The sequence below is a fragment of the Nocardioides humi genome (genome assembly GCF_006494775.1).
Classification (GTDB): Bacteria; Actinomycetota; Actinomycetes; order Propionibacteriales; family Nocardioidaceae; genus Nocardioides; species Nocardioides humi.
Map to the genome: position 1 here is coordinate 2010386 of NZ_CP041146.1, position 25257 is coordinate 2035642.

At 72.1% G+C, this 25257-nt stretch carries 27 protein-coding genes and 1 pseudogene; 6 read left to right on the forward strand and 22 right to left on the reverse strand.

All coding sequences use genetic code 11. The features are described 5' to 3' along the window. Window position 1: 1 nt before the first annotated feature. Window positions 2-616, forward strand: a complete 615-nt coding sequence (locus FIV44_RS09980; RefSeq protein ID WP_219996381.1) for a malonic semialdehyde reductase — start codon at window positions 2-4, stop codon at window positions 614-616. A 24-nt stretch (window positions 617-640) separates the two neighbouring features. Here the strand turns inward: FIV44_RS09980 and FIV44_RS09985 are convergent, their stop codons facing one another. From FIV44_RS09985 to FIV44_RS10045, 13 genes are all read right to left on the reverse strand, one after another. Next, window positions 641-2113 carry an MFS transporter gene (locus tag FIV44_RS09985; RefSeq protein ID WP_141004310.1) on the reverse strand — a complete coding sequence of 491 codons (1473 nt, stop codon included), beginning with the start codon at window positions 2111-2113 and terminating at the stop codon, window positions 641-643. Window positions 2114-2177: 64 nt separating this feature from the next. After that, window positions 2178-3248, reverse strand: coding sequence for a hypothetical protein (locus tag FIV44_RS09990; protein WP_141004311.1), 1071 nt, complete (start codon window positions 3246-3248; stop codon window positions 2178-2180). Window positions 3249-3308: 60 nt separating this feature from the next. Further along, window positions 3309-4052: a 4'-phosphopantetheinyl transferase family protein gene (locus tag FIV44_RS09995; protein ID WP_141004312.1), complete on the reverse strand. Its 744-nt coding sequence runs from the start codon at window positions 4050-4052 to the stop codon at window positions 3309-3311. Between the two features lie 26 nt (window positions 4053-4078). Then, a complete protein-coding gene (locus tag FIV44_RS10000) occupies window positions 4079-4483 on the reverse strand; it encodes a carboxymuconolactone decarboxylase family protein (RefSeq protein ID WP_141004313.1) in 405 nt (134 codons plus the stop codon). Beyond that, complete coding sequence (locus FIV44_RS10005; protein ID WP_141004314.1) at window positions 4483-5295, reverse strand: NAD(P)-dependent oxidoreductase; 813 nt, start codon at window positions 5293-5295, stop codon at window positions 4483-4485. The genes FIV44_RS10000 and FIV44_RS10005 overlap by 1 nt, the downstream gene beginning before the upstream one ends. Beyond that, entirely contained in the window at window positions 5292-6041 is a 750-nt protein-coding gene (locus FIV44_RS10010; protein ID WP_141004315.1) for an SDR family oxidoreductase, read from the reverse strand. Before FIV44_RS10010 ends, FIV44_RS10005 begins: the two co-directional genes overlap by 4 nt. 122 nt (window positions 6042-6163) lie before the next feature. Further along, entirely contained in the window at window positions 6164-7486 is a 1323-nt protein-coding gene (locus FIV44_RS10015; protein WP_246086905.1) for an aldehyde dehydrogenase family protein, read from the reverse strand. Between the two features lie 133 nt (window positions 7487-7619). Next, on the reverse strand, window positions 7620-8273 hold the full coding sequence (locus tag FIV44_RS10020; RefSeq protein ID WP_181411086.1) for a nuclear transport factor 2 family protein: 654 nt from the start codon (window positions 8271-8273) through the stop codon (window positions 7620-7622). After that, window positions 8270-8470, reverse strand: coding sequence for a ferredoxin (locus tag FIV44_RS10025; RefSeq protein ID WP_141004316.1), 201 nt, complete (start codon window positions 8468-8470; stop codon window positions 8270-8272). Before FIV44_RS10025 ends, FIV44_RS10020 begins: the two co-directional genes overlap by 4 nt. Beyond that, a complete protein-coding gene (locus FIV44_RS10030; protein ID WP_141004317.1) occupies window positions 8467-9831 on the reverse strand; it encodes a cytochrome P450 in 1365 nt (454 codons plus the stop codon). The genes FIV44_RS10025 and FIV44_RS10030 overlap by 4 nt, the downstream gene beginning before the upstream one ends. Beyond that, window positions 9828-10622 carry an SDR family oxidoreductase gene (locus tag FIV44_RS10035; protein WP_141004318.1) on the reverse strand — a complete coding sequence of 265 codons (795 nt, stop codon included), beginning with the start codon at window positions 10620-10622 and terminating at the stop codon, window positions 9828-9830. The genes FIV44_RS10030 and FIV44_RS10035 overlap by 4 nt, the downstream gene beginning before the upstream one ends. Further along, complete coding sequence (locus FIV44_RS10040) at window positions 10622-11863, reverse strand: cytochrome P450 (protein WP_141004319.1); 1242 nt, start codon at window positions 11861-11863, stop codon at window positions 10622-10624. The genes FIV44_RS10035 and FIV44_RS10040 overlap by 1 nt, the downstream gene beginning before the upstream one ends. Beyond that, window positions 11860-12438 carry a TetR/AcrR family transcriptional regulator gene (locus FIV44_RS10045; protein ID WP_141004320.1) on the reverse strand — a complete coding sequence of 193 codons (579 nt, stop codon included), beginning with the start codon at window positions 12436-12438 and terminating at the stop codon, window positions 11860-11862. The genes FIV44_RS10040 and FIV44_RS10045 overlap by 4 nt, the downstream gene beginning before the upstream one ends. 68 nt (window positions 12439-12506) lie before the next feature. Between FIV44_RS10045 and FIV44_RS10050 the strand changes: the two genes are divergently transcribed. From FIV44_RS10050 to FIV44_RS10060, 3 genes are all read left to right on the forward strand, one after another. Further along, on the forward strand, window positions 12507-13352 hold the full coding sequence (locus FIV44_RS10050) for an LLM class F420-dependent oxidoreductase (protein ID WP_141004321.1): 846 nt from the start codon (window positions 12507-12509) through the stop codon (window positions 13350-13352). A 53-nt stretch (window positions 13353-13405) separates the two neighbouring features. Further along, on the forward strand, window positions 13406-14674 hold the full coding sequence (locus FIV44_RS10055; RefSeq protein WP_141004322.1) for a hypothetical protein: 1269 nt from the start codon (window positions 13406-13408) through the stop codon (window positions 14672-14674). 98 nt (window positions 14675-14772) lie between these two features. Then, window positions 14773-15273: a nuclear transport factor 2 family protein gene (locus FIV44_RS10060; protein ID WP_141004323.1), complete on the forward strand. Its 501-nt coding sequence runs from the start codon at window positions 14773-14775 to the stop codon at window positions 15271-15273. A 26-nt stretch (window positions 15274-15299) separates the two neighbouring features. Here the strand turns inward: FIV44_RS10060 and FIV44_RS10065 are convergent, their stop codons facing one another. The 9 genes and pseudogenes from FIV44_RS10065 to FIV44_RS10110 form a co-directional block, all read right to left on the reverse strand. Continuing rightward, entirely contained in the window at window positions 15300-15713 is a 414-nt protein-coding gene (locus FIV44_RS10065; protein ID WP_141004324.1) for a GlcG/HbpS family heme-binding protein, read from the reverse strand. A gap of 5 nt (window positions 15714-15718) precedes the next feature. After that, the gene (locus tag FIV44_RS10070; protein ID WP_141004325.1) at window positions 15719-16105 is read right to left on the reverse strand and encodes a RidA family protein; all 387 of its coding nucleotides are present in this window, start codon (window positions 16103-16105) and stop codon (window positions 15719-15721) included. After that, window positions 16102-16935 carry a mycofactocin-coupled SDR family oxidoreductase gene (locus tag FIV44_RS10075; RefSeq protein ID WP_141004326.1) on the reverse strand — a complete coding sequence of 278 codons (834 nt, stop codon included), beginning with the start codon at window positions 16933-16935 and terminating at the stop codon, window positions 16102-16104. Before FIV44_RS10075 ends, FIV44_RS10070 begins: the two co-directional genes overlap by 4 nt. Before the next feature lie 59 nt (window positions 16936-16994). After that, window positions 16995-17899, reverse strand: a pseudogene (locus FIV44_RS33985) (ABC transporter permease). 94 nt (window positions 17900-17993) lie between these two features. Further along, the gene (locus FIV44_RS10090) at window positions 17994-19517 is read right to left on the reverse strand and encodes a sugar ABC transporter ATP-binding protein (RefSeq protein WP_141004329.1); all 1524 of its coding nucleotides are present in this window, start codon (window positions 19515-19517) and stop codon (window positions 17994-17996) included. Window positions 19518-19547: 30 nt separating this feature from the next. Continuing rightward, window positions 19548-20693 (reverse strand): sugar ABC transporter substrate-binding protein, encoded by a 1146-nt coding sequence (locus tag FIV44_RS10095; RefSeq protein ID WP_141004330.1) that lies wholly within the window; start codon window positions 20691-20693, stop codon window positions 19548-19550. Window positions 20694-20800: 107 nt separating this feature from the next. Then, window positions 20801-22054 (reverse strand): aminotransferase-like domain-containing protein, encoded by a 1254-nt coding sequence (locus FIV44_RS10100; RefSeq protein ID WP_141004331.1) that lies wholly within the window; start codon window positions 22052-22054, stop codon window positions 20801-20803. 44 nt (window positions 22055-22098) lie between these two features. Continuing rightward, a complete protein-coding gene (locus FIV44_RS10105; protein ID WP_141004332.1) occupies window positions 22099-22932 on the reverse strand; it encodes a mycofactocin-coupled SDR family oxidoreductase in 834 nt (277 codons plus the stop codon). A gap of 29 nt (window positions 22933-22961) precedes the next feature. Beyond that, window positions 22962-23816 carry an SDR family NAD(P)-dependent oxidoreductase gene (locus tag FIV44_RS10110; RefSeq protein WP_141004333.1) on the reverse strand — a complete coding sequence of 285 codons (855 nt, stop codon included), beginning with the start codon at window positions 23814-23816 and terminating at the stop codon, window positions 22962-22964. 233 nt (window positions 23817-24049) lie between these two features. Between FIV44_RS10110 and FIV44_RS30375 the strand changes: the two genes are divergently transcribed. Beyond that, window positions 24050-24646, forward strand: a complete 597-nt coding sequence (locus FIV44_RS30375; protein WP_181411088.1) for a TetR/AcrR family transcriptional regulator — start codon at window positions 24050-24052, stop codon at window positions 24644-24646. Then, on the forward strand, window positions 24643-25251 hold the full coding sequence (locus FIV44_RS10120; protein ID WP_181411089.1) for a TetR/AcrR family transcriptional regulator: 609 nt from the start codon (window positions 24643-24645) through the stop codon (window positions 25249-25251). Before FIV44_RS30375 ends, FIV44_RS10120 begins: the two co-directional genes overlap by 4 nt. Window positions 25252-25257 lie beyond the last annotated feature (6 nt).

The window sequence follows — 25257 nt, forward strand, 5'->3', positions numbered from 1 at the left end:
CGTGTCCATCTCCAGTGCCTCAGCCGAGCTCACGCTCTCCACCGAAGCGCAGGACCTGATCTTCCGCCGCGCCCGGACGGCCAACACCTTCACCGCAGAGCCGGTCACGGACGAACAGGTCCTGTCCATCATGGAGCTCGTGCGCTGGGCGCCGACGAGCGGCAACGTCCAACCGCTCCGGGTGACCGTGCTGCGCACCGACGAGGCCAAGGCACGCCTGATCCCGCTGCTCAACGAGGGCAACCGCGCCAAGACCGCGTCCGCGCCGGTCGTCGCCGTCCTGTCGGCCGATCTCGACTTCCACGTCCACATGGATCGGCTCATGCCCTATCTGGAAGGCGCCTCGGACTACTTCGAGAACCCGGTCGACCGTCGCCATCGGTCTGCCGAGTTCAACGCAGTCCTCCAGGCCGCGTACTTCATCCTCGGCGTGCGTGCCGCGGGTCTGGCGGCCGGTCCCATGCTGGGGTACGACGCCGCGGCGATCGACAGCGAGCTCTTCCCCGGCGGTCGCCAGCGCACGGTGCTGGTGGTCAACATCGGCCGTCCGGGGCCGGGCGCCTGGATGGACCGGCTGCCGCGCCTGCGGCCCGAGGAGACCGTTCGGTTCCTGTGACCTCGCAGGCCCCGGCCGCGGCGGTCACTCGGCCGGGTCGGGGTGCTCCTCGGTCGCGTGGGAGTCGGTGAGAGCGAGGGCGCCGACGACGGCAACCAGGCCGACGACGACCGCCAGGACGGCGTACGTGATCCGCTCGCCGTGGAAGAAGGACTCGACGAGCGCGCTGCTCCAGGTGCCGGCCGGGAGCTGGGCGGTGACGAGGGCGGCGATCATGGTGCCGACCACGGCGGTGCCGACGCTGGTCCCGATCTCCTGCGCGGTGTCGTTCAGCGCGGCGCCGATCGAGGTGCGGTTGGCCGGCATCGCGTCGATCAGGGCGATGGCGCAGATGGTCATCACGGTGCGCAGCCCGATGGTCATCACGACCATGGCGGCGGCGATCGCCGGGTAGCCGTGCTCCACGCCCCAGGCGAGGCCGACGAGGGACCCGGCGAGGGCCAGGGCGCCGATGAGGCAGGCGATGCGGTGACCGAACCGGGCGGCGAGCCACTCGGACAGCGGGGTGGCGACGATCATGGTCAGGATGATCGGGAGGTTCGCCAGGCCGGCGCGGACGGGGCTCCAGCCGTAGGCGAACTGGAAGTGCAGGATCAGCCCGAACATCACGCTGGCCATCGCGATCGACGTACCGACCTGCGCGATGGCGGCGCCGCGGATGGTGCCGTTCGCGAACAGGCGGAGGTCGAGCATCGGTGAGGCGGTACGACGCTCGTGCGCCACGAACGCCAGGGCGGCGAGGACGGCGCCCACGATCGAGGCGAGGGTGAGGGCCGAGAGCCAGCCGTGCTCGACGCCGCTGGTGAGGGACCAGCAGGCGAGGCCGATCGCGGTGATGCTGAGCACGGTGCCGGGTACGTCGAGCACGTCCTGGGTCAGGTCCTCGGGCCGGTCGGCGGGCACGCCGAGACGTACGCCGATGAAGGCGAGCAGGGCGATCGGCGCGTTGACGACCAGCAGCCACTCCCACCGCACGTGGGCCAGCGCCGTGCCGCCGAGCAGCGGGCCGAGGATGAACCCGGACATGCCGACCACGATCATCACGGTCATCGCGCGCATCCGCAGCGCCTTGTCGTCGAAGAGCCGGAACACGAGCGAGTTCGTGATCGGCGCCATCGCCGCAGCGGCGACGCCGAGGGCCGCGCGCAGCGCGATCAGCTCCCCCGCGGTCGTCACGAGCACGACCAGCAGGCTCAGTAGGCCGAACACGGCGAGCCCGATCTCCAGCACCCGGCGCCGCCCGAACCGGTCCGCGATCGACCCGGCGGTGAGCAGCAGCCCGCCGAACGTCAGTGAGTAGGCGCCGGTGACCCACTGCAGGGCGGTCGTGCCGCTGCCGAGGTCGCGACCGATGGTGGGCAGGGCGATCGACAGCAGCGTGTTGTCGACCATCTCCACGAAGAACGCCAAGCACAACGCTGCCATCGGGATCCACGCCGCGCGGAGCGACGGATAGGTGCGCGACGGCCCCGTGGTCGCGATGGTGGTGCTGGACATGCGGACTCCCCTCGGACGGCGTCCGACGACCGGACGACGCGTCAGACGCTAGGGAGCGACGCTTTCACCCCGATTTCACGGCGCCTTCACGGCTGCCCCGGGCGACGGCGATGCCGGCGGCGGCCAGGAGCAGGCCGAGCACCACGACGAGGACGTGGCCCCAGCCGAGGATGACCAGGACGGCAGCGAGAACCCCCAGCCCGGCCGCGACATAGGTCGCCGGGACCCGCCGGCGGCGTACGTCGACGGCGGTGGCGGCCACCACGAGGAGCAGGATCCCCGCGACCAGCGCCGCGCCGAGCACACCTCGTTCGAGCAGGCGCAGCAGGTGGTCGTAGTAGTGGTGCACGGCAGTGGGAGTGGCGATCTCGCGCGGGATGCTGTCGGCGGCGATCCGCTTGCCGAGCGCGATGACCAGCCGCAGCAGCACCATGGCCCAGGCGACGGCGACCAGCGTCCGGACCGCGACCCGGCGACGGCTCGTGGCGGCGAGCGCGGCAGCAGCGATCAGGACGAGCGCGGCGACGGGAAGCCACCAGGCGAGCCGGTCGAGCAGGCGGACGGCGTCGCGGGCCGCGGTCAGCCCGTCGGCGTCGGCGATGTCGACCACGAGCGTGATCGGCGGGATGGTCGCGACGACCGACAGCCCCGCGGCGACGAGCCGGCCGCGGACGACCGCGACCATGTCGGTGAGGTCGACCTGGATCCGGCCGGCGCTGATCACGACGCCGGGCGGCTCCTCGCCGGTCAGCAGCCGCACCAGCTCGGCGTGGCCGATCCGGTTCGCCGCCGTCCACAGCCGGGCGAACTGGCGGGAGCTCACGACGTCGCGGGCGGTGTCGCCGACCCAGTCCGTCACGCCCCGGGCCAGCGCCGGCGCGAGGGAGGCCGCCTCGGGGCCGAGTACGCCGGCGGCGTACTGCTCGACGTCGAGGCGGGCGATGATCGCCTCCGCGATCTTGTCGGCGACCTCGGCCTGGATCACCGGGTCGTCGGCGAGCGGTGCGACGGACGCCAGGTAGCGGTCGGTGTCCAGGATCTGGCCCCGCCCCCACACCGCGACGACCGCGGCCAGGGCGCACAGCACCGCCAGCAGGGCGAGGAGGGTGGCGAGCACACCGCGGGCTCGATGCATGGGCGGCCTTTCCGCGAGCCCGGCCAGCGTAGCGAAGAGCCGGGGTCCGGCGGAGGTGGTTCAGGCGAGCACGGCCAGCGCCGCGCCGTACCCCTCCGGCACCACGACGTCGCGGACCGTCCACGACCCGAGCCGGCGGCCGGAGGCGTCGTCGGTGCCGAGGTAGTCGAGGTGGGGGTCGCGGCCCAGGCCGATGCCGATCCCCTTGAGGTAGGCCTCGGTGCGCGACCAGGCGCGGGTGAACCGCACCGTCGCCCGGCCGCCGTCGAGCGTCCCGCGGGCGGCGGCGTCGATCTCCTCCCACTCCTGGGGGTGGAGGAGCTTGGCGAGCGCGACCGGGTCGTCGGGGTGCCGCTCGACGTCGACGCCGACGGCCGCGTCGGCCACCGCGACGAGCACCTGGCCGGGCGTGTGGCTCAGCGAGAACTCCACGCCGGCCCCCTCCGCCCGCGGACGGCCGTGGGGCTCCCCGCAGCCGGGGCAGGGGTGCCGGCCCCAGACGACCTTCTCCGGCGGTGTGTCGGAGGCGGCGCCGACGACCAGGCGGGCGGCGGCGTGGGCGATCTCGTAGGCGCGGCGCAGCTCCGCCCGGACGTACGACGACGCCTGCTGCCGCTCCCCCTCGTCGAGCCAGTCGCGGGCGACCTCGAGCTCCTGGTCGCCGATCGTCTCGGTCGGGACCCGCCAGACCCCGACGGCCGCCCCGTCGCGCGCGACCGAGGTGTTGAGGAGGGAGTCGAGGACGTCCGGGGTCACCGGCTCCGCCCTGCGGTCCGGAACCGCCTGCGCCACATCGCGTGTCATCGATCCCGAGGCTAACAAGGCCTCCGTCAAGGGGTGTCCCCCCGGTCGCGCGCAGCGGCCCGCTCGGCCTTGCCGATCGCGTCCTCGACGACCGAGTTCAGCCGGGATCCGTTCGGCCAGCCGTCGTAGTGGCACGCCAGGATGACCAGCTCGCGCAGCGCGTCGGCGTCGAGCTCACCGTTGGCGAGGGCCGCGGGGACCTGGATGCCGAGCACGTCGTCGGCGCGCTGGCCGACGAGCAGGCCGATCAGGAACAGCCGGCGGTCGCGGTCGGTGAGCCCGGGCCGCTGCCAGATGTCGCCGAAGAGGTGCTCGGCGGTGTAGCGGAAGAAGTCGCCGGCACCGTCGGTCATGTCGAAGCCGTAGACCTCCTCCATCTTGCGCAGGCCCCTGGCCCGCGCCTCCGGCAGGTCGTCGAACTTGTCGCTCATCAGAGCCCCAGCCCCTTCCCCAGTCGCGGCAGCGCCTCGCGCGCCAGTGGTACGTCGACGCCGAGCTCGTCCGCGAGCGCGATCGCGAACCCGAGGTCCTTCTCCCCCAGCGCGGCCACGTGGGAGAGGACGCCGTGCCAGAAGTCGTCGGGCGCGATCGGCGCCGTCGTGTCGCGGTACATGATCGCGCCGGGGCCGCCGGTGATGGCATCGGTGTGCCGGACGACCTCGCCGAGCGCGACCAGGTCGAGGCCGGCGGCCTCGGCCAGGCGCTGGGCCTCGGTGACGGCCGTGAACGCGACGAAGTGGATCAGGTTGCGGGCCAGCTTCATCCGGGTGCCCGCCCCGACCGGCCCGGCGTGGACGACCTTTGAGCCCATCGCCTCAAGAGCGGCGCGAGCGACGGCGAAGGCGTCGGCGGCACCGCCGACCATGATCGCCAGGCTGCCCTCGGCCGCTCCCATCGGGCCGCCGCTGACCGGCGCGTCGAGCACCCGGTGCCCGGCCGCGGCCAGCTCGGCCGGGGTGCCGGGCGCCACCGTCGAGTGGACGACGAGCACCCGGTCGTGCGGTACGTCGGCGGCGACCGCGCGGACCTGGTCGTCGTCGCGCACCATCACGCAGACGACGTCGACGTCCAGCTCCGCGACCGAGGCGGCGGCGGTCGCCCCGGCGGCGACCAGCTCGGCGACGGGCTCCGGCGCGACGTCGTACACGTGGAGGTCGATGGCCTCGGCCGCGGCCAGCCGGAGCGCCATCGGCCTGCCGATATTGCCGAGGCCGACGAAGCCGACCCTGATGGCGGCGCTCATAGCCGGAAGGTCTGGCCGCCGTCGACCGCCAGCACCTGGCCGGTGACCCACGACGCGTCGTCGGAGAGCAGGAACAGCAGCGCGCCGACCATGTCGTCGACGGAGCCCATCCGCTTGATGGCGAGGCTGTTGCGCACGATGTCCTGGGCCGCGTCGCCGGCCTGGGTGCGGGTCGCCTCCGTGTCGGTCGGCCCCGGCGCGATCGCGTTGACCCGGATCCGCTGGCCACCGAGCTCGTGCGCGAGCTGCTGGGTGAGGCTGTTGATGCCGGCCTTGGCGAGGCCGTAGAAGCCGGAGTAGAGGTACGCCGCCGTACTCGACTGGTTGACGATCGCTCCCCCGCCGCGCTTGGCGATCTCGGGGTAGACCGCGCGGGTCATGACGAGGGCGCCGTCGAGGTTCACGCTCATGAATCTGCGGTAGTAGTCCCAGTCCACCGTGATCAGCAGGTTGAACTCCATGTCGCCGTAGATCGCGGCGTTGTTGACCAGGTGGTCGATCCCGCCGAGCTCCTCGGTGGTCGCCTCGACCAGGGCCTCGGCCGACGCGGCGGAGGACACGTCGCAGCGGACGAAGATCGCCCGGCCCCCGCCCTCGTCGATGCTGGCCGCGACCTTCGCCCCGGCCTCCTCGTTGAGGTCGGCCACCACCACCGCCGCCCCCTCCGCGGCGAGCGCGCGGGCGTACGCCTCGCCGATGCCCTGGGCCGCGCCCGTGACCACCACGACCTTGTTCTCGAAACGCACGTTCACTCCTGTCACTCTGGTGTGCTGGAATCACCGCTGAAGAGGCGATTCCTGCACTTACTGGCCGTTGCAACGGTCAAGAAGCGCAGGAACTACCTCTTCAGCGGTGATTCCTGCACCCCTCACGCCGGCTCGGCGATCGTCTTCATCTCCAGGTACTCCTCGAACCCGGCGACGCCCATCTCCCGGCCGATGCCGGACTGCTTGTAGCCGCCGAACGGCGCGTCCGGGCTGAACCAGACGCCGCCGTTGACGGCGAGGGTGCCGGTCCGGATCCGGGCGGCCACCGCCTTCGCCCGCTCCAGGGACGCCGAGTCGACCGAGCCGGAGAGGCCGTACGCCGAGTCGTTGGCGATCCGCACCGCGTCGTCGTCGCCGTCGTGCGGGATCACCACGAGCACCGGTCCGAAGATCTCCTCCTGCGCGAGTCGCGAGGAGTTGTCGAGGCCGGCGACCACCGTCGGCTGCACCCAGAAGCCAGGTCGGTCGATGATCGAGCCGCCCGTCGCGAAGCGCCCGCCCTCCTCCAGCGCCACGGCGAAGTACGCCGCCACCCGGTCCCGCTGGGCGGCGGAGATGACCGGGCCGCAGATCGCGCCCGGGTCAGCCGGATCGCGAGCGCCGATCGACTCCATGGTCTGCGCGGCGACGGCGACCGCCTCCTCATAGCGCTCCCGCGGCACGACCAGGCGCGTCGTGATCGCGCAGCCCTGGCCGGCGTGGATGCACGCAGCGAAGGCGGTGCCACCGGCGACCGCGGCCACGTCGGCGTCGTCGAGGGCGATCGCGGCGGATTTGCCGCCGAGCTCGAGGAAGACCTTCTTCAGGGTCGGCGCGGCCGCGGCCATGATCGCCCTGCCGACCGCGGTCGAGCCGGTGAAGGACACCATGTCGACGCGCGAGTCGGTCGCCAGGACCGAGGCGACCTCGTTGGACCGCGGCGTCACCACGTTGAAGACGCCCGGCGGGATGTCGGTGTGCTCGGCGACCAGGCGGCCCAGCTCGGCCGCCACCCACGGGGTGTCCGGCGCCGGCTTGAGCACGACGGTGCAGCCCGCGGCCAGCGCCGGGCCGACCTTGGCGAGGTTGATCTGGGTCGGCACGTTCCAGGGCGTGATCGCGGCGACGACGCCGACCGGCTCCCGGCGCACGGTACGACGCGAGGGGATCCCCATCGGCGAGGCGACCCCCAGGTCCGTCTCGAACTCGTAGGTCTCGACCAGGTCGGTGCCCCACTTCAGCCCGTCCACGGGTACGTCGAATCCGGCCGCGCCCATCATGAAGCCGGGCATCCCGACCTCCGCCGTGGTGAGTGCCCGGAAGGCGTCGGCGTTCTCCAGCAGCGCCGCGTGCAGCTGGCGCAGGCAGCGCACCCGCAGCTCGCGGTCGGTCGACCACGACGATTCGTCGAAGGCCCGGCGGGCGGCGGCGATCGCGGCGTCCACGTCGGCAACGGTGCCGTCGGGGCCACCCCGATCTCGGCGCCGGTGGCCGGGTCGATGATCGGATAGGTCTCCCCGGACGACGCCGCGACGAGCTTGCCGTCGATCAGCTGCTGAGCAGCGGGAGGCAGCGCCGTCACGACGACACCCCCGGCGCGGCCGGCGCGGCCGCCTGCGTGACGTACCGACCGGCCTCGACCGGCGGCGGCCACAGCGTCGAGGGCAGGTCCTCGTAGTGGTAGTGCCCGGGCACGCCGTGGCCGGTGACCTCGAGCCGCTTCATCAGCGTGTCGGGCGCCTTGCCCGACTTGAGGATCTCGACGAAGGTGTGGCCGGTCGAGGGCAGGTCGAACCAGTCGCGCTGCCAGTCGATCTTGATCTTCCCGGCGTCCGCGCCCTCGGCGACCCGCTTGAGGCCGAACCACGAGCCGCCGATCCCGAGGATCTCGAACTCCTCACCGGTCGAGTCGTCGACGATCCCCGCACGCTGCTTCCAGAAGCCCAGCACCATCGACTTCTGCTCGTCGATCATGGTGCAGACGTAGTCGTAGTGCCAGCCGTCCAGGCCGTCCATCTCGATGCCGATCGCCCAGTCCCGGATCTGGTCGCGACCCACCGCCATGAAATGCTCGTCCGGGTGGTACATCCAGCCGTACGTCGCGTCCTCGGCGTACCACTCGGCCATCGGGCGCCAGTCGCCCGCGGCCTCGACGTCCCGGTTGATCTGGAGCCAGGTCTCCCAGAACTCCTCGATCTCGGCCCGGCTCAGGGGCGCGGTCGGGTCACTCATCGGTCCTCCTCGATGGACAGGGCGAAGGCGGGGCAGTACTTCACGGCGGTGGTGACGTCGGCGCGCAGCGCCTCGCCGGGGTGCTGGTCGAGGAGTACGACGACATCGGCGTCCTCGTCGAAGCCGAAGACGTCGGGGGCCTCGCCCTGGCAGAGCTGGTGCCCCTGGCAGATGCCGGTGTCGGCGACGACCCTCATCGGGACCGCCGCCGGTAGCGGACCCGGGCGGGCTGGGCGAGCTGGATCACCATCTTGGTGAAGTCGTCGCGGTACGAGTCCAGCTCCTGCACCGGCTCGAACGCGAAGTCGCGCAGGATCACCGAGAAGATCGCCTTCATCTGCATCATCGCGAACGCGTTGCCGACGCAGCGGTGCTTGCCGGCGCCGAACGGGATCCAGGTCCAGCGGTTCTGCAGGTCCTCCTGGCGTGGGTCTATGTACCTCCCGGGCTCGAAGGCGTGGGCTAGAGGGAAGTCGTCCTCGATCCGGCTGGAGACGCGCGGCGAGGCGGCGAGCACGGTGCCGGCCGGGATGGTGTGGCCGAGCAGCTCGAAGTCCTCCTGCACCAGCCGCATCAGGATGACCAGCGGCGGATGCAGCCGCAGGGTCTCCTTGAGCGTCGACTCCAGCACCGGGATCGAGCGCAGCGCCTGGAAGGAGACCTCGGACCCGTCGGCGTACAGCGCGTCCAGCTCCGCGACCACGGAGGCCATGACCGCGGGGTGGCGGAGCAGCTCGATCATCGCCCAGGACGCGGTGCCGGACGATGTGTGGTGGCCGGCGAACATCATCGAGATGAAGATGCCGGTGACCATGTCCGCGTCGTACCCGACGGCGATGAGGACGTCGAGCAGGTCCCTCTCGTCACGAGGAACCTCGCCCCGGGAGACGCGCGCGGAGATGATCGCCTGCACCTTCGCGACCAGCTCCTCGCGGGCCTCGTCGCGGATCCGGAAGCTCTCGATGTCGGCGTACGGGTCGACGTAGGCGATCGCGTCGGTACCGTGCTCGAGCCGGTGGTAGATCTCCGCGAAGGACCCGTCGAGCTGGTCGCGGAAGGGCTTGCCGATCAAGCACGAGGACGTCGTGTAGATGGTCAGCTCGGCGAAGAAGTCGAGCAGGTCGATCTCGCCCTCGTCGCCCCAGTCGGCGACCATCCGGCGGATCTCGGCCTCGATGGTCTGCGCGTGCCCGCGCATCATGTCGCCGCGCAGCGCCTGGTTCTTGAGCATCTGCTGGCGCTCCTCGGGCGAGGCGTCGAAGACCACGCCCTTGCCGAAGATCGGCGTCATGAACGGGTACGCCGCCGCCTGGTCCAGCACGTCGTCGGGCGCCCGGAAGAAGGCCTCGTTGGCCTCCGCGCCGGTCACCAGGACGACCTGCTTGTCGGCGAGCCGGAACCGGCCGAGGTCGCCGCATTCCTCGCGGACCCGGTGGAAGAGCCGGATCGGGTCGACCCGCATCTCCGGCAGGTGGCCGGTGCCCTTGATGATCGCGGGGACGGACGGGTCCTGGTCGTCGAGGACGGTCGAGACCTCGGGGATGTCGGCGAGCGTCATGACTGCTCCTCCTTCGACAGTGGTGCTTCGGGGTTCACGTCGACGGGGCTCAGGTGCACGCCGCGGGGCGCGCTGACCACGGTCGTGATCGCGTCGGCGATGGCCGTGGCCTTGAGGAAGTGCGAGTGCCGGGCGTGGCCCCACTTGACCCACTCGGTGAGGACCTTGGCGCCGGCCTCGGCGTCCCAGTCCGAGCCCATCTCGGACCAGGTCGGGCCGGGGCGCACGACGGAGGCGCGCACCCCGCTGCCCTCGAGCTCCATCTGCAGCGCCTCGACCAGGCCCTCGAGGCCGGACTTGGTGGCGCTGTAGCCGCGCATGAACGGCCGCGCGCGCAGAGCGGTGTCGGAGGAGACGAACACCAGGTCGCCCCGCCGCCGCTCCACCATCCCGGAACCGACGGCGCGGACCAGCCGGTGGGCGCCGAGCACGTTGACGTCGAACTCGGCGGCGAGCTGCTCGGTCGTCGCGTCCAGGATCGCGCCGGGCGCGAGCAGGCCGGCATTGCAGACCACGATCTCGATGTCGCCCAGGGCCGCGGCGGCCGCGGCGGCGAACTTGTCGACCGACTCGGTCGAGGCCACGTCGAGCGGGTGCACGAAGGCCTCGCCACCGCCCTCCCGGATCTCCCCGGCGAGCTCCTCGAGGCGATCGATCCGGCGGGCGCCGAGCGCGACCGGGAAGCCGGCCGCCGCCAGCGCCTTCGCCGTCGCGGCGCCGATCCCGGAGGAGGCGCCGGCGACGACGGCGGGCCGGCGGTCGGGGTGGACGGGCTTCCGTGACGCAGCCATCAGGCGCTCCGCACGGTGAAGGCGGTCGGCAGCGACGCGAACCCGCGCACGCTGGTCGAATGCACCCGGACCGCGCGGTCGGCGTGCACCTCGAAGTGCTCGACCCGGCGGACCAGCTCCTCCAGCACCACCCGCGCCTCCAGCCGGGCCAGGTTGGCGCCGAGGCAGAAGTGCCGGCCGGTGCCGAAGCTGAGGATCTGCGAGAGCTCCGCCTTCTCGCGGTGGATGTCGTACGTCGTCGGGTCGGTGAAGACCCGCTCGTCGCGGTTCGCCGAGCCGAGCAGGACCAGCGCCTTGGCACCGCCGGGGACCGCCACGCCGGCGATCTCGGTGTCCTCGGTGACGTAGCGGGCCAGCATCTGGCTGGACGTGTCGTGGCGCAGGGTCTCCTCGATCCACGGCACCACCAGTGTGCTCGGGTCCTCCGGAGCCCGCAGCACCGCGTCCCGCTGCTCCGGATGGGCGGAGAGGTGGAGGAGCGCGTTGCCGAGCAGCTTGGTCGTGGTCTCGTTGCCGGCGACGACCATGAGGAACAGGAAGGCCATCACCTCGCTGTCGCGCAGCTTGTCGCCGTCGAGCTCGGCGGCGAGCAGCGCGGAGGTGAGGTCGTCGCTGGGGGCGGCCCGGCGCTGCTCGACCATGTCGCCGTAGTACTCGAAGAGCGCGAAGGACGCCTCCATGCCAGCGACCGGCACGTCGCGCACGCCGTCCTCGCGGTGCACGACGAGGTCCGCCAGGCGTCGTACCTCGTCCCGGTCGGCCTCCGGCACGCCCATCATCTCGGAGATGACGTCCATCGGGAGCTTGCCGGCGAAGTCCCTGATCCAGTCCGCCTCACCCTGCTCGGCGCTGATCGCGAGCGTGGAGGCGAGGTACTTCTCGGTCAGCTGCTGCACCTCCGGCGTCAGCTCGCGCACCCGGCGCGGCGTGAAGGCTGCCGAGACCAGCTTGCGGATCCGGGCCTGCTCGGCGCCGTCGAGACCGAGGAAGCTCATCACCTTGTGGGCGTCTGGGCTCCACGCCGAGGCGTCGAGCGAGACCCCCATCCGGTTGGAGAAGATGTCATCGCGGCGCAGCACGTCGAAGACGTCGGCATGGCGCGAGATCACCCAGAGGTCGTCGGCCGGCGCGTGGTGGACCGGGTCCTCGTCGCGCAGCCGCTGGTACGTCGGGTAGGGGTCCTCGTGGAAGTCGTAGTCGTACGGGTCGAAGACCAGGGGGGCGTGGGCGGTCGCGGTCATGAGTTGCCTCGCATGATCACGTCGACCGCGGCGACCAGTCGCTCCGCGATCCGGTCGTAGGTCATCAGACCCATGCCGGCCTGCAGCAGCGCTCCCGAGAGGGTCAGCACCAGCACCTCCAGCACGGCCGGGTCGGCCTGCTCCCCCATCGCCGCCTCGAAGCGGGCGAGGAACTCCCCGCCGATCCGCAGCCGCAGCCGCTCGACGTCGGGGTCGGAGCCGAGCAAGGCCGGCGTGACGGCCGCGGCGAGCGCCGGCTCCTCGACGATCCGCGCGGTGAGGGCGCGCATCGTGGCCTGGAGCCGGGTTGTCGCCGTACCGCCGTCGGGGGCCGGCGCCGGGTCGGCGGTGAGGTGGCGCCAGAAGAGCTCGGCGAAGAGGTGGTTCTTGGAGGCGAGATAGGTGTACGCCGTAGCGGGCGAGACGCCGGCGCGCTGGGCGACCGTGCGCACGGTCAGTGCCTCGTGGCCGACGCTGCGCAGCTCCTCCAGCCCGGCGGCGAGCAGCCTCTCGACGGTCTCGGCCTGACGCGGGTTGAGCCCCTGGCGCGGCGCCTCGAACACCTGACTGGACATGTGTCCAACATAGGAGACGTTCCCGGCGGGCGCAAGACATTTCCTAGAACTCGTTCTAGTTTGGGCGCATGCGCAACGGCATCGTCCTCTTCACCTCCGACCGCGGCATCACGCCGGCCCGCCTCGCGAAGGCGGCCGAGGAGCGCGGCTTCGACACCATCTACGTCCCCGAGCACACCCACATCCCGGTGCGCCGCGACGCGCTGCACCCCACCGGCGGCGAGGAGCTGCCCGACGACCGCTACCTGCGCACCCTCGACCCGTGGGTCTCGCTCGCCACCTGCGCGGCGGTCACGTCCACGATCCGGCTGTCGACCGCCGTGGCCCTGCCGGTCGAGTCCGACCCGATCACCCTCGCCAAGACCCTCGCCACGCTCGACCACCTCTCCGGCGGGCGGGTCACGATCGGCGCCGGCTTCGGCTGGAACACCGACGAGCTGACCGACCACCACGTGCCCGCCGGCAAGCGCCGGACCGTGCTCAAGGAGTACCTCGAGGCGATGCGGGCGCTGTGGACGCAGGAGGAGGCGTCGTACGACGGCGAGTTCGTCTCGTTCGGCCCGAGCTGGGCCTACCCGAAGCCCCCGCAGGGTCGGATCCCCGTCATCGTCGGCGCCGGCGCGGGCCCCCAGACCTTCGCCTGGATCGCCGCCAACGCCGACGGCTGGATGACCACGCCGACCACCAGCGACGTCGCCGCCAACGCCGACAGGCTGCGCAAGGCCTGGGCCGACGCCGGCCGTGAGGGCCAGCCCGACGTGCGGATCCTGGTCGCCAAGCGGCCCACCGAGGAGGACTTCGCGGACTGGACGGCCGCCGGCGCGTCCGAGCTGATCTGGGGCGTGCCCGACTCCGACGAGTCCGCCGTGCTCACCTATCTCGACAAGATGGCCTCCCGCATGGGGCTCTCGTGAACGGCGCCCCACGCGAATCCGTCGCAGATTCGGGCGATTCGCGACGAATTCGCATGGGGCGCGGCAACACGCCAGCCAGCCGGTACGCCGAGCTGTCGCGCGCGGAGCTCGCGGTCGTCGTACCCGAGCTGCTGCTGATGGGCCAGCTCATCGACCGCTCCGGGATGGCGTGGTGCATCGCGGCGTTCGGCCGCGAGGAGATGCTGCGGATCGCGATCGAGGAGTGGGCGGCGGCCTCGCCGATCTACACGCGGCGGATGCAGGAGGCGCTCGGCTACGCGCCCGCGGTCGCCGGGCGCGGTGACGTGGTGACGATCTTCAAGGGGCTGCAGCTCGACATCGGCGCGCCCCCGCAGTTCATGGACTTCCGCTACACGGTGCACGACCCGTGGCACGGCGAGTTCCGGCTCGACCACTGCGGCGCGCTGATGGACGTGGAGCCGATGGGCGAGGACTACGTGCGCGGCATGTGCCACGACATCGAGGACCCGACCTTCGACGCCACCGCGATCGCGACCAACCCGCACGCCCGGGTGCGCCCGATCCACCGGCCTCCGCGAACCCCGGCCGACCGGCACCCGCACTGCGCGTGGACGGTGATCATCGACGAGTCCCACCCCGAGCCGACGCCCGTCCCGGCGCTCGCGGTCAACGAGCAGTCACGGGCCGCCACGCTGGAGCTGGCGCCGATCGATCCCTCGGACGAGGGCGCGTCCGACTACGCCGGGCCGCTGCTCTCCGACGTGGACTTCGCGGCCTTCTCCCACTCCGCGCTGGTGCGGATCGCCGACGAGGTCTGCCTGCAGATGCACCTGCTGGACCGGGCGTTCGCGCTCGCGGTGGCCGAGCGCACCGAGACCACCGACGACCTTCTGAGGATCCGCCGCAAGCAGCTCGTGGGCGTCGCCGGCATCGGCGCCGAACGGCTCGCCCGCGCGCTCGGCCTCGACCGCCGCGACGACCCGGTCACGGCCGCCACCCGGCTGCTCGCCGTGCACCCGCTCCTCAACCCGGCGGCGTACGTCGACGCATCGGCCGACGCGGCGGCCGTCGTCGTACGCCCCTCGGCCGCCCACGAGGACGAGGCGTGGGTCGCCCTGTGCGGACCGGACTGGACCGCCGCCCTCCAGGCGATCGTGCGCGCTGTCGACCCGCACCTGGACGTCGAGGTCGCGGCGCTGCCGGACGACGCCTGGCTCGCGAGCGTCGTCCGCCGCGACCAGCCCGCGCCCGAGGCCGACGAGGTCGCGGTGACCCGGTTCAGCACCGGCGCGACGTTCGCCTTCCAGCCGCGCCGGTCGCTGCCGATCACGCCCGTGTGAGGATCAGCCGGGGAGCAGCGCTCCTCGCTCCCACGCGAGGCCCGCCCGTGCCGCTGTGGCCTACCGTGACACCGTTGAGATCCTTCCGAGGAGTGCCTATGCCCGACCCCGACCGGCGCGAGATCCACGAGACCGTTCTCCGCTACTGCCGAGCGGTCGACCGTCTCGACTTCGACGGGATCCGGGCGGTGTACGCCGAGGACGGCGTCGACCACCACACCGGATTCAGCGGCACGGCCGACGCGTACGTCGCCTGGCTGCGCGAGCTCCTGCCGGCGCTCGACGGCACCATGCATCTGGTCGGCAACCACCTCGCCGAGATCGACGGCGACCACGCGGTGGCGGAGACCTACGGGACCGCGGTGCACTGGGGCACGCCGGGGAGCGACCCGCGGAGGAACTTCACCTCGGGCTTCCGCTACGTCGACCACTTCGTGCGCACCGCTGCCGGCTGGCGGATCCGGGAGCGCTTCGCCGTGCGGGAATGGACCCGCGACGACAGCGGCCGGATGCTCGCCCCCGAGGGCGACGGCCCGCGCGGGCGACGCGACGAGCAGGACCCGTTCGCCGTCCTGCGCCGCTCGGTGCTCGGTCACTGAGCGGTCAGTGAGCGGTCAGTGAGCGGTCAGTGAGCGGCCTGCGCCGCGACGCGGGCGATCGCGGCGTCCTGGTCGGCGGTGCCGCCACTGACGCCGACCGCACCGACCACGGCCGCACCGGCCCGGACCGGCTCGCCCCCGCCCAGCGGAGTGAACCCGGGCACGGTGCCGACGGCGGCGACGAAGGAGGGCTCGGTGCGGCCACGCTCCTCCCACAGCAGGGTGGGGACCCCCAGGGCGGCCGCGGTGCGCGCCTTGCCCCGAGCGGCCGCCGCGACGAGCTCCGACACGCCGTCCATCCGGGCCGTCGCGACCGGCTCCCCGCCGGGATCGGTGACCGCGACGGCGACCGGGACCTCGAGCCGCTCCGCCTCGTCCAGGGCGCGCCGGAGCACCACCAGGGCCTCGGCGAGGGTGAGCACCGCCTGCTGCCTGGGCACCGCGGTCACGCCGAGCCGTCGCCGACGTACGCCCAGGCCTCGACCTCGAGCAGCATCCGCGGGTCGAGCAGGGCCGAGACGACGACGGTCGTGCTCGCCGGGGCGCCGTCGACGGGGAACACCTCCCCCTTCGCCTTGCTGTACGACGGGAAGTGGGCCGGGTCCGTCAGGTAGCACACCAGCTTGGTGACCTGCGCCAGCGTCGCGTCCGCCTCGGCCAGGGCCAGCCGGATGTTCTCGAAGCACTGCTGGGCCTGCTCGTAGGGATCGTCCGTGGCGATCTTGGCCGAGGCGTCGAGCGCGACCTGACCGGACAGCACCACGAAGTCGCCGCTGCGCACCGCCTGCGACATCCCGTCGAAGCGCAGGTGCGGCGGGTTGTAGCCCCTCACGGCATGCCCGCGGACGCGGCGGCGCTGACGTCGATGGTCGTGCCGCTGACGTAGCGGGCGTCGTCCGAGACCAGGTAGAGAACGGCCTTCGAGATGTCCTCGGGTGCCACCCACGCGACGCCCATCGGGCTCATCGCGGCGTACGCCGGCTCGACCTGCTCCCTGGTCGGCGCGTCGAGGTCGGGACAGAAGAGCCCGTAGAGCGCGTCGTTGTGGACCATCGCCGTGTCGACCGTCGCCGGGCAGACGGCGTTCACGGTGATCCCGGACGCCGCCGCCTCCAGGGCGAGGGTCTTCACGAGGCCGATCACGCCCCACTTCGCGGCGACGTAGTGCGCGAGATTGGGGTTGCCCATCCGCCCGCCCATCGACGAGGTGGCGACGATCCGCCCGCGCCCCTGTCGGAGCATCGGCCGGACCGCGGCGCGCATCGTCTTGAAGACGCCGGTCAGGTCGACGCCGATCATCTCGTCCCAGGCGGCGTCGTCGAGCTCCCAGAACTTCGCGAAACCGCAGACGCCGGCGTTGGCGACGGCGATGTCGAGCGCGCCGAACCGGTCGACGCCGTCGGTGACGACGGCCTCGATCGCCTCGGTGTCGCGGACGTCGCAGCGCACCGTGTGGCAGGCGACGCCGAGCGCCTCGACCTGTGCCTTCGTCTCGGCCAGGTCCTCGGGGGTGGCGAGCGGGTACGGGATGGTCACGAGGTCCGCGCAGAGGTCGACCGCGATCACGTTCGCCCCCTCCGCGGCGAGCGTCAGGGCGTGCGAGCGCCCCTGTCCGCGGGCGGCGCCGGTGATCAGCGCGGTCCTGCCGTCGAGCTTGCCCATGTCGTTCTCCTGTCAGGTGGTCGGGTGATCGGGGTCGTCGGTGCGATGGCGTACGGCGCTCAGCCGTCCGCGCGCGCCGAGAGCTTGCGGAGCTTGGTGAGGACGACGGCGAGGATGAGCGCGCCGCCCTGGAACGTGGAGATCACCCAGAACGGGATCCCCTGCAGCTGCAGGCCGTTGATGCCGATGGCGAGGATCGCCAGGCCGACGAGCAGGCCGGGCACGTTGAAGCGACCCGGCTTGATCATGGTCGAGCCGAGGAAGGCCGCAGCGTACGACGGCAGGAGGTACTGCGCGCCGACGTCCGGCTGTCCCGTGCCGATCCGGGAGGTGTAGACGAGTCCGGCGAGCGAGGCGCAGAAGCCGGAGACCACGAACGCCAGGACCAGGATCCGGTTGGTCGGCACGCCCGCCAGCCGGGACTGCTCGCGGCCGAATCCGGTGGCGTAGATCATCCGTCCCAGGGGGTCATCTCCAGCACGTAGTAGACGACGAGCGCGAGGACGACGACCAGCACGATCGGGTTCGGGATGCCGAAGAGCTCGCCGCGCCCGAGGTCGGTGAACGCGGTCGGGATGTCGCGCGAGACGACCTGGCCGTTCGCGACCAGCTGCGAGAGACCGAGGAAGATCGAGCCCGAGCCGAGGGTGACGATGAACGGGTCGATGGTGAGCCGCACGACGAGCAGTGCGTTGAGCAGACCCGCGGTCGCGCCGACCAGCAGCGTGATCAGGATGGCGAGGGGCACCGGCATCGCACCGGCCGTCTGCTGGAAGGTGAACGCCGACGTGATCACCGCCAGGGTCAGCACCCCGCCGATCGAGATGTCGAAGACACCGGCCGCGAGCGGGAACAGCAGGCCCAGCGCCACCACCGCGGTGATCGTCTGGTTGTTCACCACCGCGAGCAGGTTGCTGCTCGTCAGGAAGACACCGGGAGAGGCGATCGTGAACGCCACGATCATCGCCACCAGCAGGAGGGGGCCGGCCCAGCGGTCGAGCAGGTCGAGGCCGACCCGGCCGGCCCGGTGCTCGGTGGCCCGGGCCGTCGTCACCTCCTCAGCCGGCTGCGTAGCAGAGCTCAACGATTCGCTCACGGGTGATCTCCTTGTCGGTTAGTTCGTCGGTGACCGTCCCGTCGCGCAGCACCAGGACGCGGTCGCAGGTGGCGGCGAGGTCGTCGGTGTCGGAGGAGCACAGGAGCACGGCGGTCCCCTCGCTGCGCGCCGCCTCCACGAGCAGGCGCAGGATCTCGGCGGTGCCGCCGACGTCCACGCCGTGGGTCGGCTCCTCGAGGACCAGCACGCGCGGCGCGGTCCGCAGGAGCCGCGCCACATAGGCCTTCTGGGCGTTGCCGCCGCTGAGCAGCTCGATCGGCCGCTGCACGTCGGGTGGCCTGATCCGGTAGCGCTCGACCAGGGCGACGGCATCCGCGCGCTCGGCGCGGTGCCGGAACCGCCCGCCCCTCCAGTACGGCGCCAGGTCGGCGATCGTGATGTTCTCGGCCACCGTCATGCCGGTGATCCGCTTCTGGTCGCGCTCCCCCGGCAGCACGGCGACCCCGAGGCGCCGCAACGAGCGGACGCCCGGCCGACGCACGGGCGCGCCGCCGACCGCGACGGAGCCGGAGCTCAGCGTCGCGCGGCCCTGGAGCAGCCGGACCACCTCGTGCACGCCCGAGCCGGCCAGGCCGGCCACGCCCAGGACCTCGCCCTCGCGCAGGGCGAGGCTGGCACCGGTGAGCTCGCGCCCCGCGACGACGTCGGCGAGCTCGAGCACCGGCTCGCCCGTCGTCCGGCCGACGGCGCGGTCGGTCCCGTGCACCGCCTGGACATCGCTGCCCGCGATGACCCGGGCGAGGTCCTCGCGGGTGAGCGCGGAGACGCTCTCCTGCAGGACGACGGCGCCGTCGCGCAGCACCGTCACCCGGTCGGCGAGGTCGATGACCTCCTCCAGCCGGTGGGTCACGTAGACCACGCCGACGCCGCGGGCCGCGAGCGTGCGAACCAGCCGGAACAGGTGCTGGACCTGCTCCTCGGGCAGCGCGGCCGAGGCCTCGTCGAGGACGAGGACCCGGATCGCGTCGGGGTCGTCGATCGCACGGGCGATCGCGACCTCGGTGCGCTCGACGGCGGAGAGCCCGGCCACCTCGGCCCCGGGATCGATGTGACCGAGGCCGAGGTCGGCGAGCCGGGCCCGGGCGGCGGCGCGCTCGCCGCGCCAACGGATCGCACCGAGGGTGGCCGACCGGTAGGTGCCGACGCCGAGGCGGAGGTTCTCCAGCACCGACAGCTCGTCGACCAGGCCGATGTCCTGGTGGATGATCCGGACGCCGGCCCGGCTCACCGCCACTCCGTCGCCGAACCGCAGCCGCGATCCGGCGACGGAGCAGTGTCCGGCGTCGGGCTGGTGGAACCCGGAGAGCACCTTGATCAGGGTCGACTTCCCGGAGCCGTTGTGCCCCAGCAGGGCGTGGATCTCGCCGCGCGCGACCGTGAAGTCGACGCCGTCGAGGGCCCGCTGCCCGGGGAACGTCTTGACGATCCCGAGCAGCTCCAGGGCTGCCGCGTCCTCCGTGGTCATCGTGTCTCCGCTCTCACTGCCACCGTCGGCTCAGCCGACGCCCCAGAGCGCGGTGAACTGGTCACGGAAGCCGTCGGCGCCCTCGTAGGTGCCGCTCGCCGGCGCGCTCTCCTGGGTCATCAGCAGCTGCGTCGGGTTCTCGATGTTGTCCGGGATGGTCTGCCCGGCCTTGAGCCGCAACGCCGCGTCGACGACGGTCCAGCCGTTCTCGTAGACGCCGGACGCCACATCCGCCTTGATGATGTCGCCCTGACGCACGAGCGCGAGCGTGGGCTCGTCACCGTCGAAGGTGCCGACGGAGATGCCGTCCTGCTTGCCCGCCTGGCGGACGGCGTCGGCCGCCATCACACCCGAGAAACCGGGCGTGCTGACCACCCAGTTGAGCTGCGGGTTGGACTGGATCTTGGCCTGGAGCGCCGGCGGCAGATCGGTCTGCGCCGTCGCGACGCTGAACCGGTCGACGCTCACCGTGCAGCTCGGGCAGGTGTCGAGCACGGCCTTGACGCCGTCGGCACGCTGGCCGTTGCACTGGTAGACGGTGTCGGCGAAGATCGCGACGTTCGCCTTGCCGCCGGACTCGGCGACGATGTAGTTGCCGAGCAGCTCGCCCTCGATCTGGCAGACGTTGCCGACCTCGACGGTGTTGCCCTTCTCCGGGTCCGGGAGCTGTGCGGTGAACTGCCCGATCACCGGGATGTCGAGCTCGTGCGCCTTGGCGTAGGCCTCGGACGCGTCGGCCGAGGGCCGGGCGTTGTTGACGATGACGTCGGGCTTGGCGTTGACCGCCTGGCTCATGCAGTTCTGGAAGGAGGCGACGTCGCTCTTCGCGTCGCACACCTCCAGGTCGAAGCCGAGCGCGTCGGTCGCCTGGCGCACGCCCTCGACCTGGGCCACGCAGCCCGGGATCGACTGGTCGCAGCCGACGAAGTAGACGGTCATCGAGGCCGGCGGCTCGACCGGGCCGAGCGACGCGACGGCGATCTCGGACGGCACCTGGACGGCGTTCTCGGCGGCGGCCTTGGCATCGTCGAGCCAGGGACCGCTGGCGGCCGGTCCGTCGTCGCCACCGTCGGTGTCGGAGCTGTTGCAGCCGGCGAGCGCGACCGTGGCGGCCACCACCAGAGCGGCGATCACGGCGCCGCGGCGGCGCGATCGAGGGAGGTTGTTGGAAGGCACGGGCATTCCTCTCGTTGGGTTCGGTATCGGGTGTTTCGGGCGCCCGAGCTCCGTCCCCGGCCTGGGCGCCGGGAACAGCAGGTGGTGGCGGGGGTCGGCGGCGGCGGTCAGCGCGCGTTCGCGACGATCGCCTCTCCGAGGGCCTTGATGCCGCGCGCGAGCTCGTGGTCGGGCGCGTGGCTGTAGGCCAGGCGGAGGTAGCCCTGGCCGGCCTCCTGGCCGAGGAACTTCTCTCCCGGGCGGCAGAAGACACCGGCCATCGCCGCCTCGTGCTGGGCCTTCTCCCAGTCGACGTTCTCGGCGATCTTGAGCCAGAGGTAGTAGCCGCCGTCCGGGACGTCGAAGGTGACCAGCCCGCCGCAGTGCTCGCGCACCGCCGCGACGGCCAGGTCCCGCTTGCGCCGGTAGACCGCGTTGGCGCGCTCGATGTGCGGGTCGAGCCGGCCCTCCTTGAGGTACTCGGTGAGCATCCGGCAGATCCACTGGCTGACGCCGAGGTCCTGGCGCACCGACGCGAGCGCGTGGATCAACCGCTCCGGCGCGGCGATCCAGCCGATCCGCAGCGCCGGAGCGAGCACCTTCGAGAAGCCGTGGCTCTGCATGACCCGGCCCTCGGTGTCCATGCTGAGCAGGGAGGGAACCGGGTCGCCGCTGTAGCGCAGGTCGGCGTAGATGGAGTCCTCGAGGATGACGAAGTCGTACTCCTCGGCCACCTCGAGCAGCCGGCGACGCCGCTCCTCGGGCATCACGACGCAGGTCGGCAGCTGGAAGGTCGGGATGACGTAGAGCAGCTTGGGCGTGACGCCGTCGCGACGCATCTCCTCGAGCCGCTCCACCAGGGACTCGACGACCAGGCCGTGCTCGTCGATCTCGACGGTGCGGATGTCGGCGCCGCGCATCTGCATGAAGCGCATGGCGTAGGGGAACGTGGCCTTCTCGACGAGGACGCCGTCGCCGGGGTTGACCAGCGCGTTGACCGCGAGCGCGATGGCCTGCACCGAGCCGGACGTGAGGATCAGGTTGTCCGCGCCGATCCCGTCGACCTGTTGCGTCTTGGCCAGCCAGGCGGCGACCTCCTCGCGCAGGCCGGTGTGGCCGAGCATGAGCTCGATGTAGGTCGGCAGGTAGACGATCTGGTCGGTCTCCTCCTCGTAGCCGAAGGAGATGTACTCCAGCGCCCGGCCGCCGTCGCGGTCGAGGACCTCGCCCATCAGCCGGTTGAAGTCGTCGAGCGGGAAGGTCTCCTCGGCCGCGATGCCCTGGTCGAAGTTGAAGGTGACCTGCGCGGGCGGGTCGGGGAAGAACAGCGCCGGGCCGCCGGCGGCGAGGTCGGAGAGCTTGTCGGTGGGGTCGAAGGTCACGGTGGAGGCTCCTTGGTGTGTCGGGAGAGGGTCGGCGGGATGCGTCAGGCGCTGTGGAAGGCGTTCCAGCCACCGGCGACGTCGAGCGCCGTGCCGGTGATGTAGCGGGCCTCGTCGGAGGCGAGGAAGAGGACGGCCTCGGTCGCGTCGCCGACCTCGATCCACGGCACCGCCATCGGGTTGAGCGTGGCGAAGGTCGCGCGTACGTCGTCGGTGGTCGGCGCCTCCAGGTCGGGGCGGAAGAGCCCGTAGGTGAGGTCGTTGTGGCACATGTCGGTCGAGACCGACATCGGCGAGATGGCGTTGACCGTCACGCCGTAGGGGGCCAGCTCGATCGCGACGGACTTCACGAGTCCGATCACGCCCCACTTCGACGCCGCGTAGTTGGCATTGTTGGGACCACCTTCGCGGCCGACGGCCGACGCGGTCGCGACGATCCGGCCGGAACGCTGCTCGGCCATCACCGGCGCGACCGCGCGGATGCTGGCCGCCACTCCCCCGAGGTTCACGTCGACGACGTCGCGCCAGACGTCGTCCGCCATCGTGCGGACCGGCCCGAACGCGGCGATGCCCGCGTTGGCGAGCAGCACGTCGACGCGCCCGAACCGGTCGACGGCGGCGGCGACGGCGTCGCGCATCTGCTCGGGGCTGCGGGTGTCGGCCTTGAGGGTCAGGCACGAGGCACCCAGCGACTCGACGACACGAGCGGTCTCGTCCAGCTCCTCGGGCGTGCCCATCCGCGAGGCACACGGGATCTGCGCCGCGATGTCGACCAGCACCAGATCGGCTCCCCGCTGGGCGAGCGCGATCGCGTGGGAGCGGCCCTGCCCCTTGGCGGCGCCGGTGACCAGCGCGGTCCTGCCGTCGAAGTTCCTCATCGTCGTCCTCTCCTCGTTGCTCGGCGGGCTCAGGCCGTGTTGGCGGCGGCCAGTCCCGCCGAGACGTCGACGACGGCACCGGTGCGGTCCAGCCCCGGCTCGGCGACCAGCTGGTCGACGGCGCGGACCACCGCGTCGACGGAGACGTACGTCGTGTGGCTGGGGTGGCGCACCCGCAGCGCGTGCTCCGCCTCGGCCCGGTCGGGCGCGGCCACCGCGAGGGAGCCGTCGCGCCCCGCCTGCAGCACCGACCAGTACGCCGGGTCGCTGGTCATCGCGGTGTCCATCACGCCGGGGCACACGACACCGACGGCGATGCCGTGCTCGGCCACCTCGTGGGCCAGCGACTTCGCCAGTCCGATCTGCGCCCACGCGGCGGCGGCGTAGTGACTGAGCCCGAAGGCGCCGCGGCGCCCCTCCTCGGCGGCGACGACGACGATCCGGCCGCGGCCGGACTCCTCGAGGTGGATCAGCGCCTCCCGCAGCACGTGGTAGGTCCCGTGCAGGTTCGTGTCGACGACGGCGTCCCAGGCGGCGTCGCTCATCGTCGCCGCCGTGGCGGCGGTGCGCACGCCCGCGGCGCAGACGACGACATCGAGCCCGCCGAGCGCGGCGACGGTCGCGGGCAGCTCGGACCGGACCTGTGCCACGTCGCGGACGTCGACCGCGGCGACGTGACCGGTGGGGCCGACCGCGACCCGCGCCGCATCGAGCTCGGCGGCGCCGGAGAGCGGGTAGTCGAGCGCCATCGGAGTGGGCGCGTCCCAGACCGCGACCCGCGCGCCGCCGGCGGCGAAGGACGCGACGACCGCGGCGCCGAGGCCGCGAGCGCCCCCGGTGACGAGCACCCGGCGGTCGTCGTACCGCGTTGAATTTTCATTCATGTGGGTAGTCCTACCGCGCCCTCCGAAGGTGTGTCAAGGGACACACTGGGTCGACCGGGCCACGGCGGATCCCACCAGTTCCAGCGCGATCTGACCGCCTGGCACTCCCCGTTCAGGTCGGTGACGCAGAATTCAGATAGCTTGAATTAACGTTCAATTCTGGCGTCCCCGTGGCGTACTGGCTAGCCTTCGGGCAGTCCGAACGACCATCCACGTCCCCGAGAGGCGGCCCGGTGACCCTCCCTCCGACCCGGCAGGCGCTGGTCGACGCCGCCGTCGACGTCTTCACCGAGAAGGGGCTCCACGGCGCCCGGGTGATCGACGTGACCAAACGCGCCGGCGTCGCGGCAGGGAGCTTCTACACCTACTTCGACACCAAGGAGGTGCTCTTCCTCGAGGTCGTCGAGCAGGTCCGCCGAGAGTTGGCCGCCCAGGTGCCGCGGGCCCGCTTCTCCGACGCCGCGAGCGCACGCGCCTGGCTGTACGAGGTCGTCCGGCTCCAGGTCACCGGGCTGATCGAGGGTGCCGCGACCTGGCGGATGATCAACGCCGCCGCCCTGGGCAACGTCCAGATCGCCACCGCGCTGCGGGACCAGGCCGACCCGCTGACCCGCACCCTCACCGACGAGCTCGGCTTCTGGGCCGAGCAGGGCTGGATCGACCCGGGTGTCGACAGCGCCGTCGTGGTCGACGCCCTCATCGCCCTCATCGAGCAGACCGTCCAGCAATGGTGCACCGGGTCCGACCGGCCGGACCTCGACGAGGCCACCGCGGTGATCGCCGGCGCCTGGGCCTCGATCCTGCGGATGACCCCGGAGAGCGTCCGATGACGACCGAGCGCACCCCTCAGACGACCCAGGCGCACCGGACCCGCGGCGCCCTGCTCCGCGCCGGACGCCGCGTCCTGGAGCGGAAGGGCCTGCACAAGACCCGGGTCTCCGACATCACCAAGGAGGCCGGTGTCGCCGCGGGCACGTTCTACCTGCACTTCGAGAACAAGGACGACCTGTTCCGGCAACTGCTGATCACCGTCGAGGACGAGGTCTACGGCGAGCTGGTGCCGAGCCGGTCGGGTGGATCGGTCGACCCCGCCCAGCGGATCCGCGAGACCAACGCGCTCTACCTCAGCTCGTTCAAGCGCAACTCGGGCTTCTGGAAGAGCGTCGAGGCGGCCGCCCTCGGCCAGTCCGACCTCCCCGACGTCCTGGCCGAGCGGAACCGGTACTACCGCAGCCGCACCGAGCGCGCGATCGCCCGCTGGCAGGCGGCCGGGGAGGTCTCGCCCGACGTCGACCCCGCCACGGCCGCCTTCGTGCTCGGCGCGATGACCGAGCGGCTCGCCTACGTCTGGTACGTCTTCGGGCACCGCGAGGACGTCGACGCCGCCGCCGACGACCTCACCCGGCTCTGGCTCAACTACCTCGGGATCGACTGACGGATC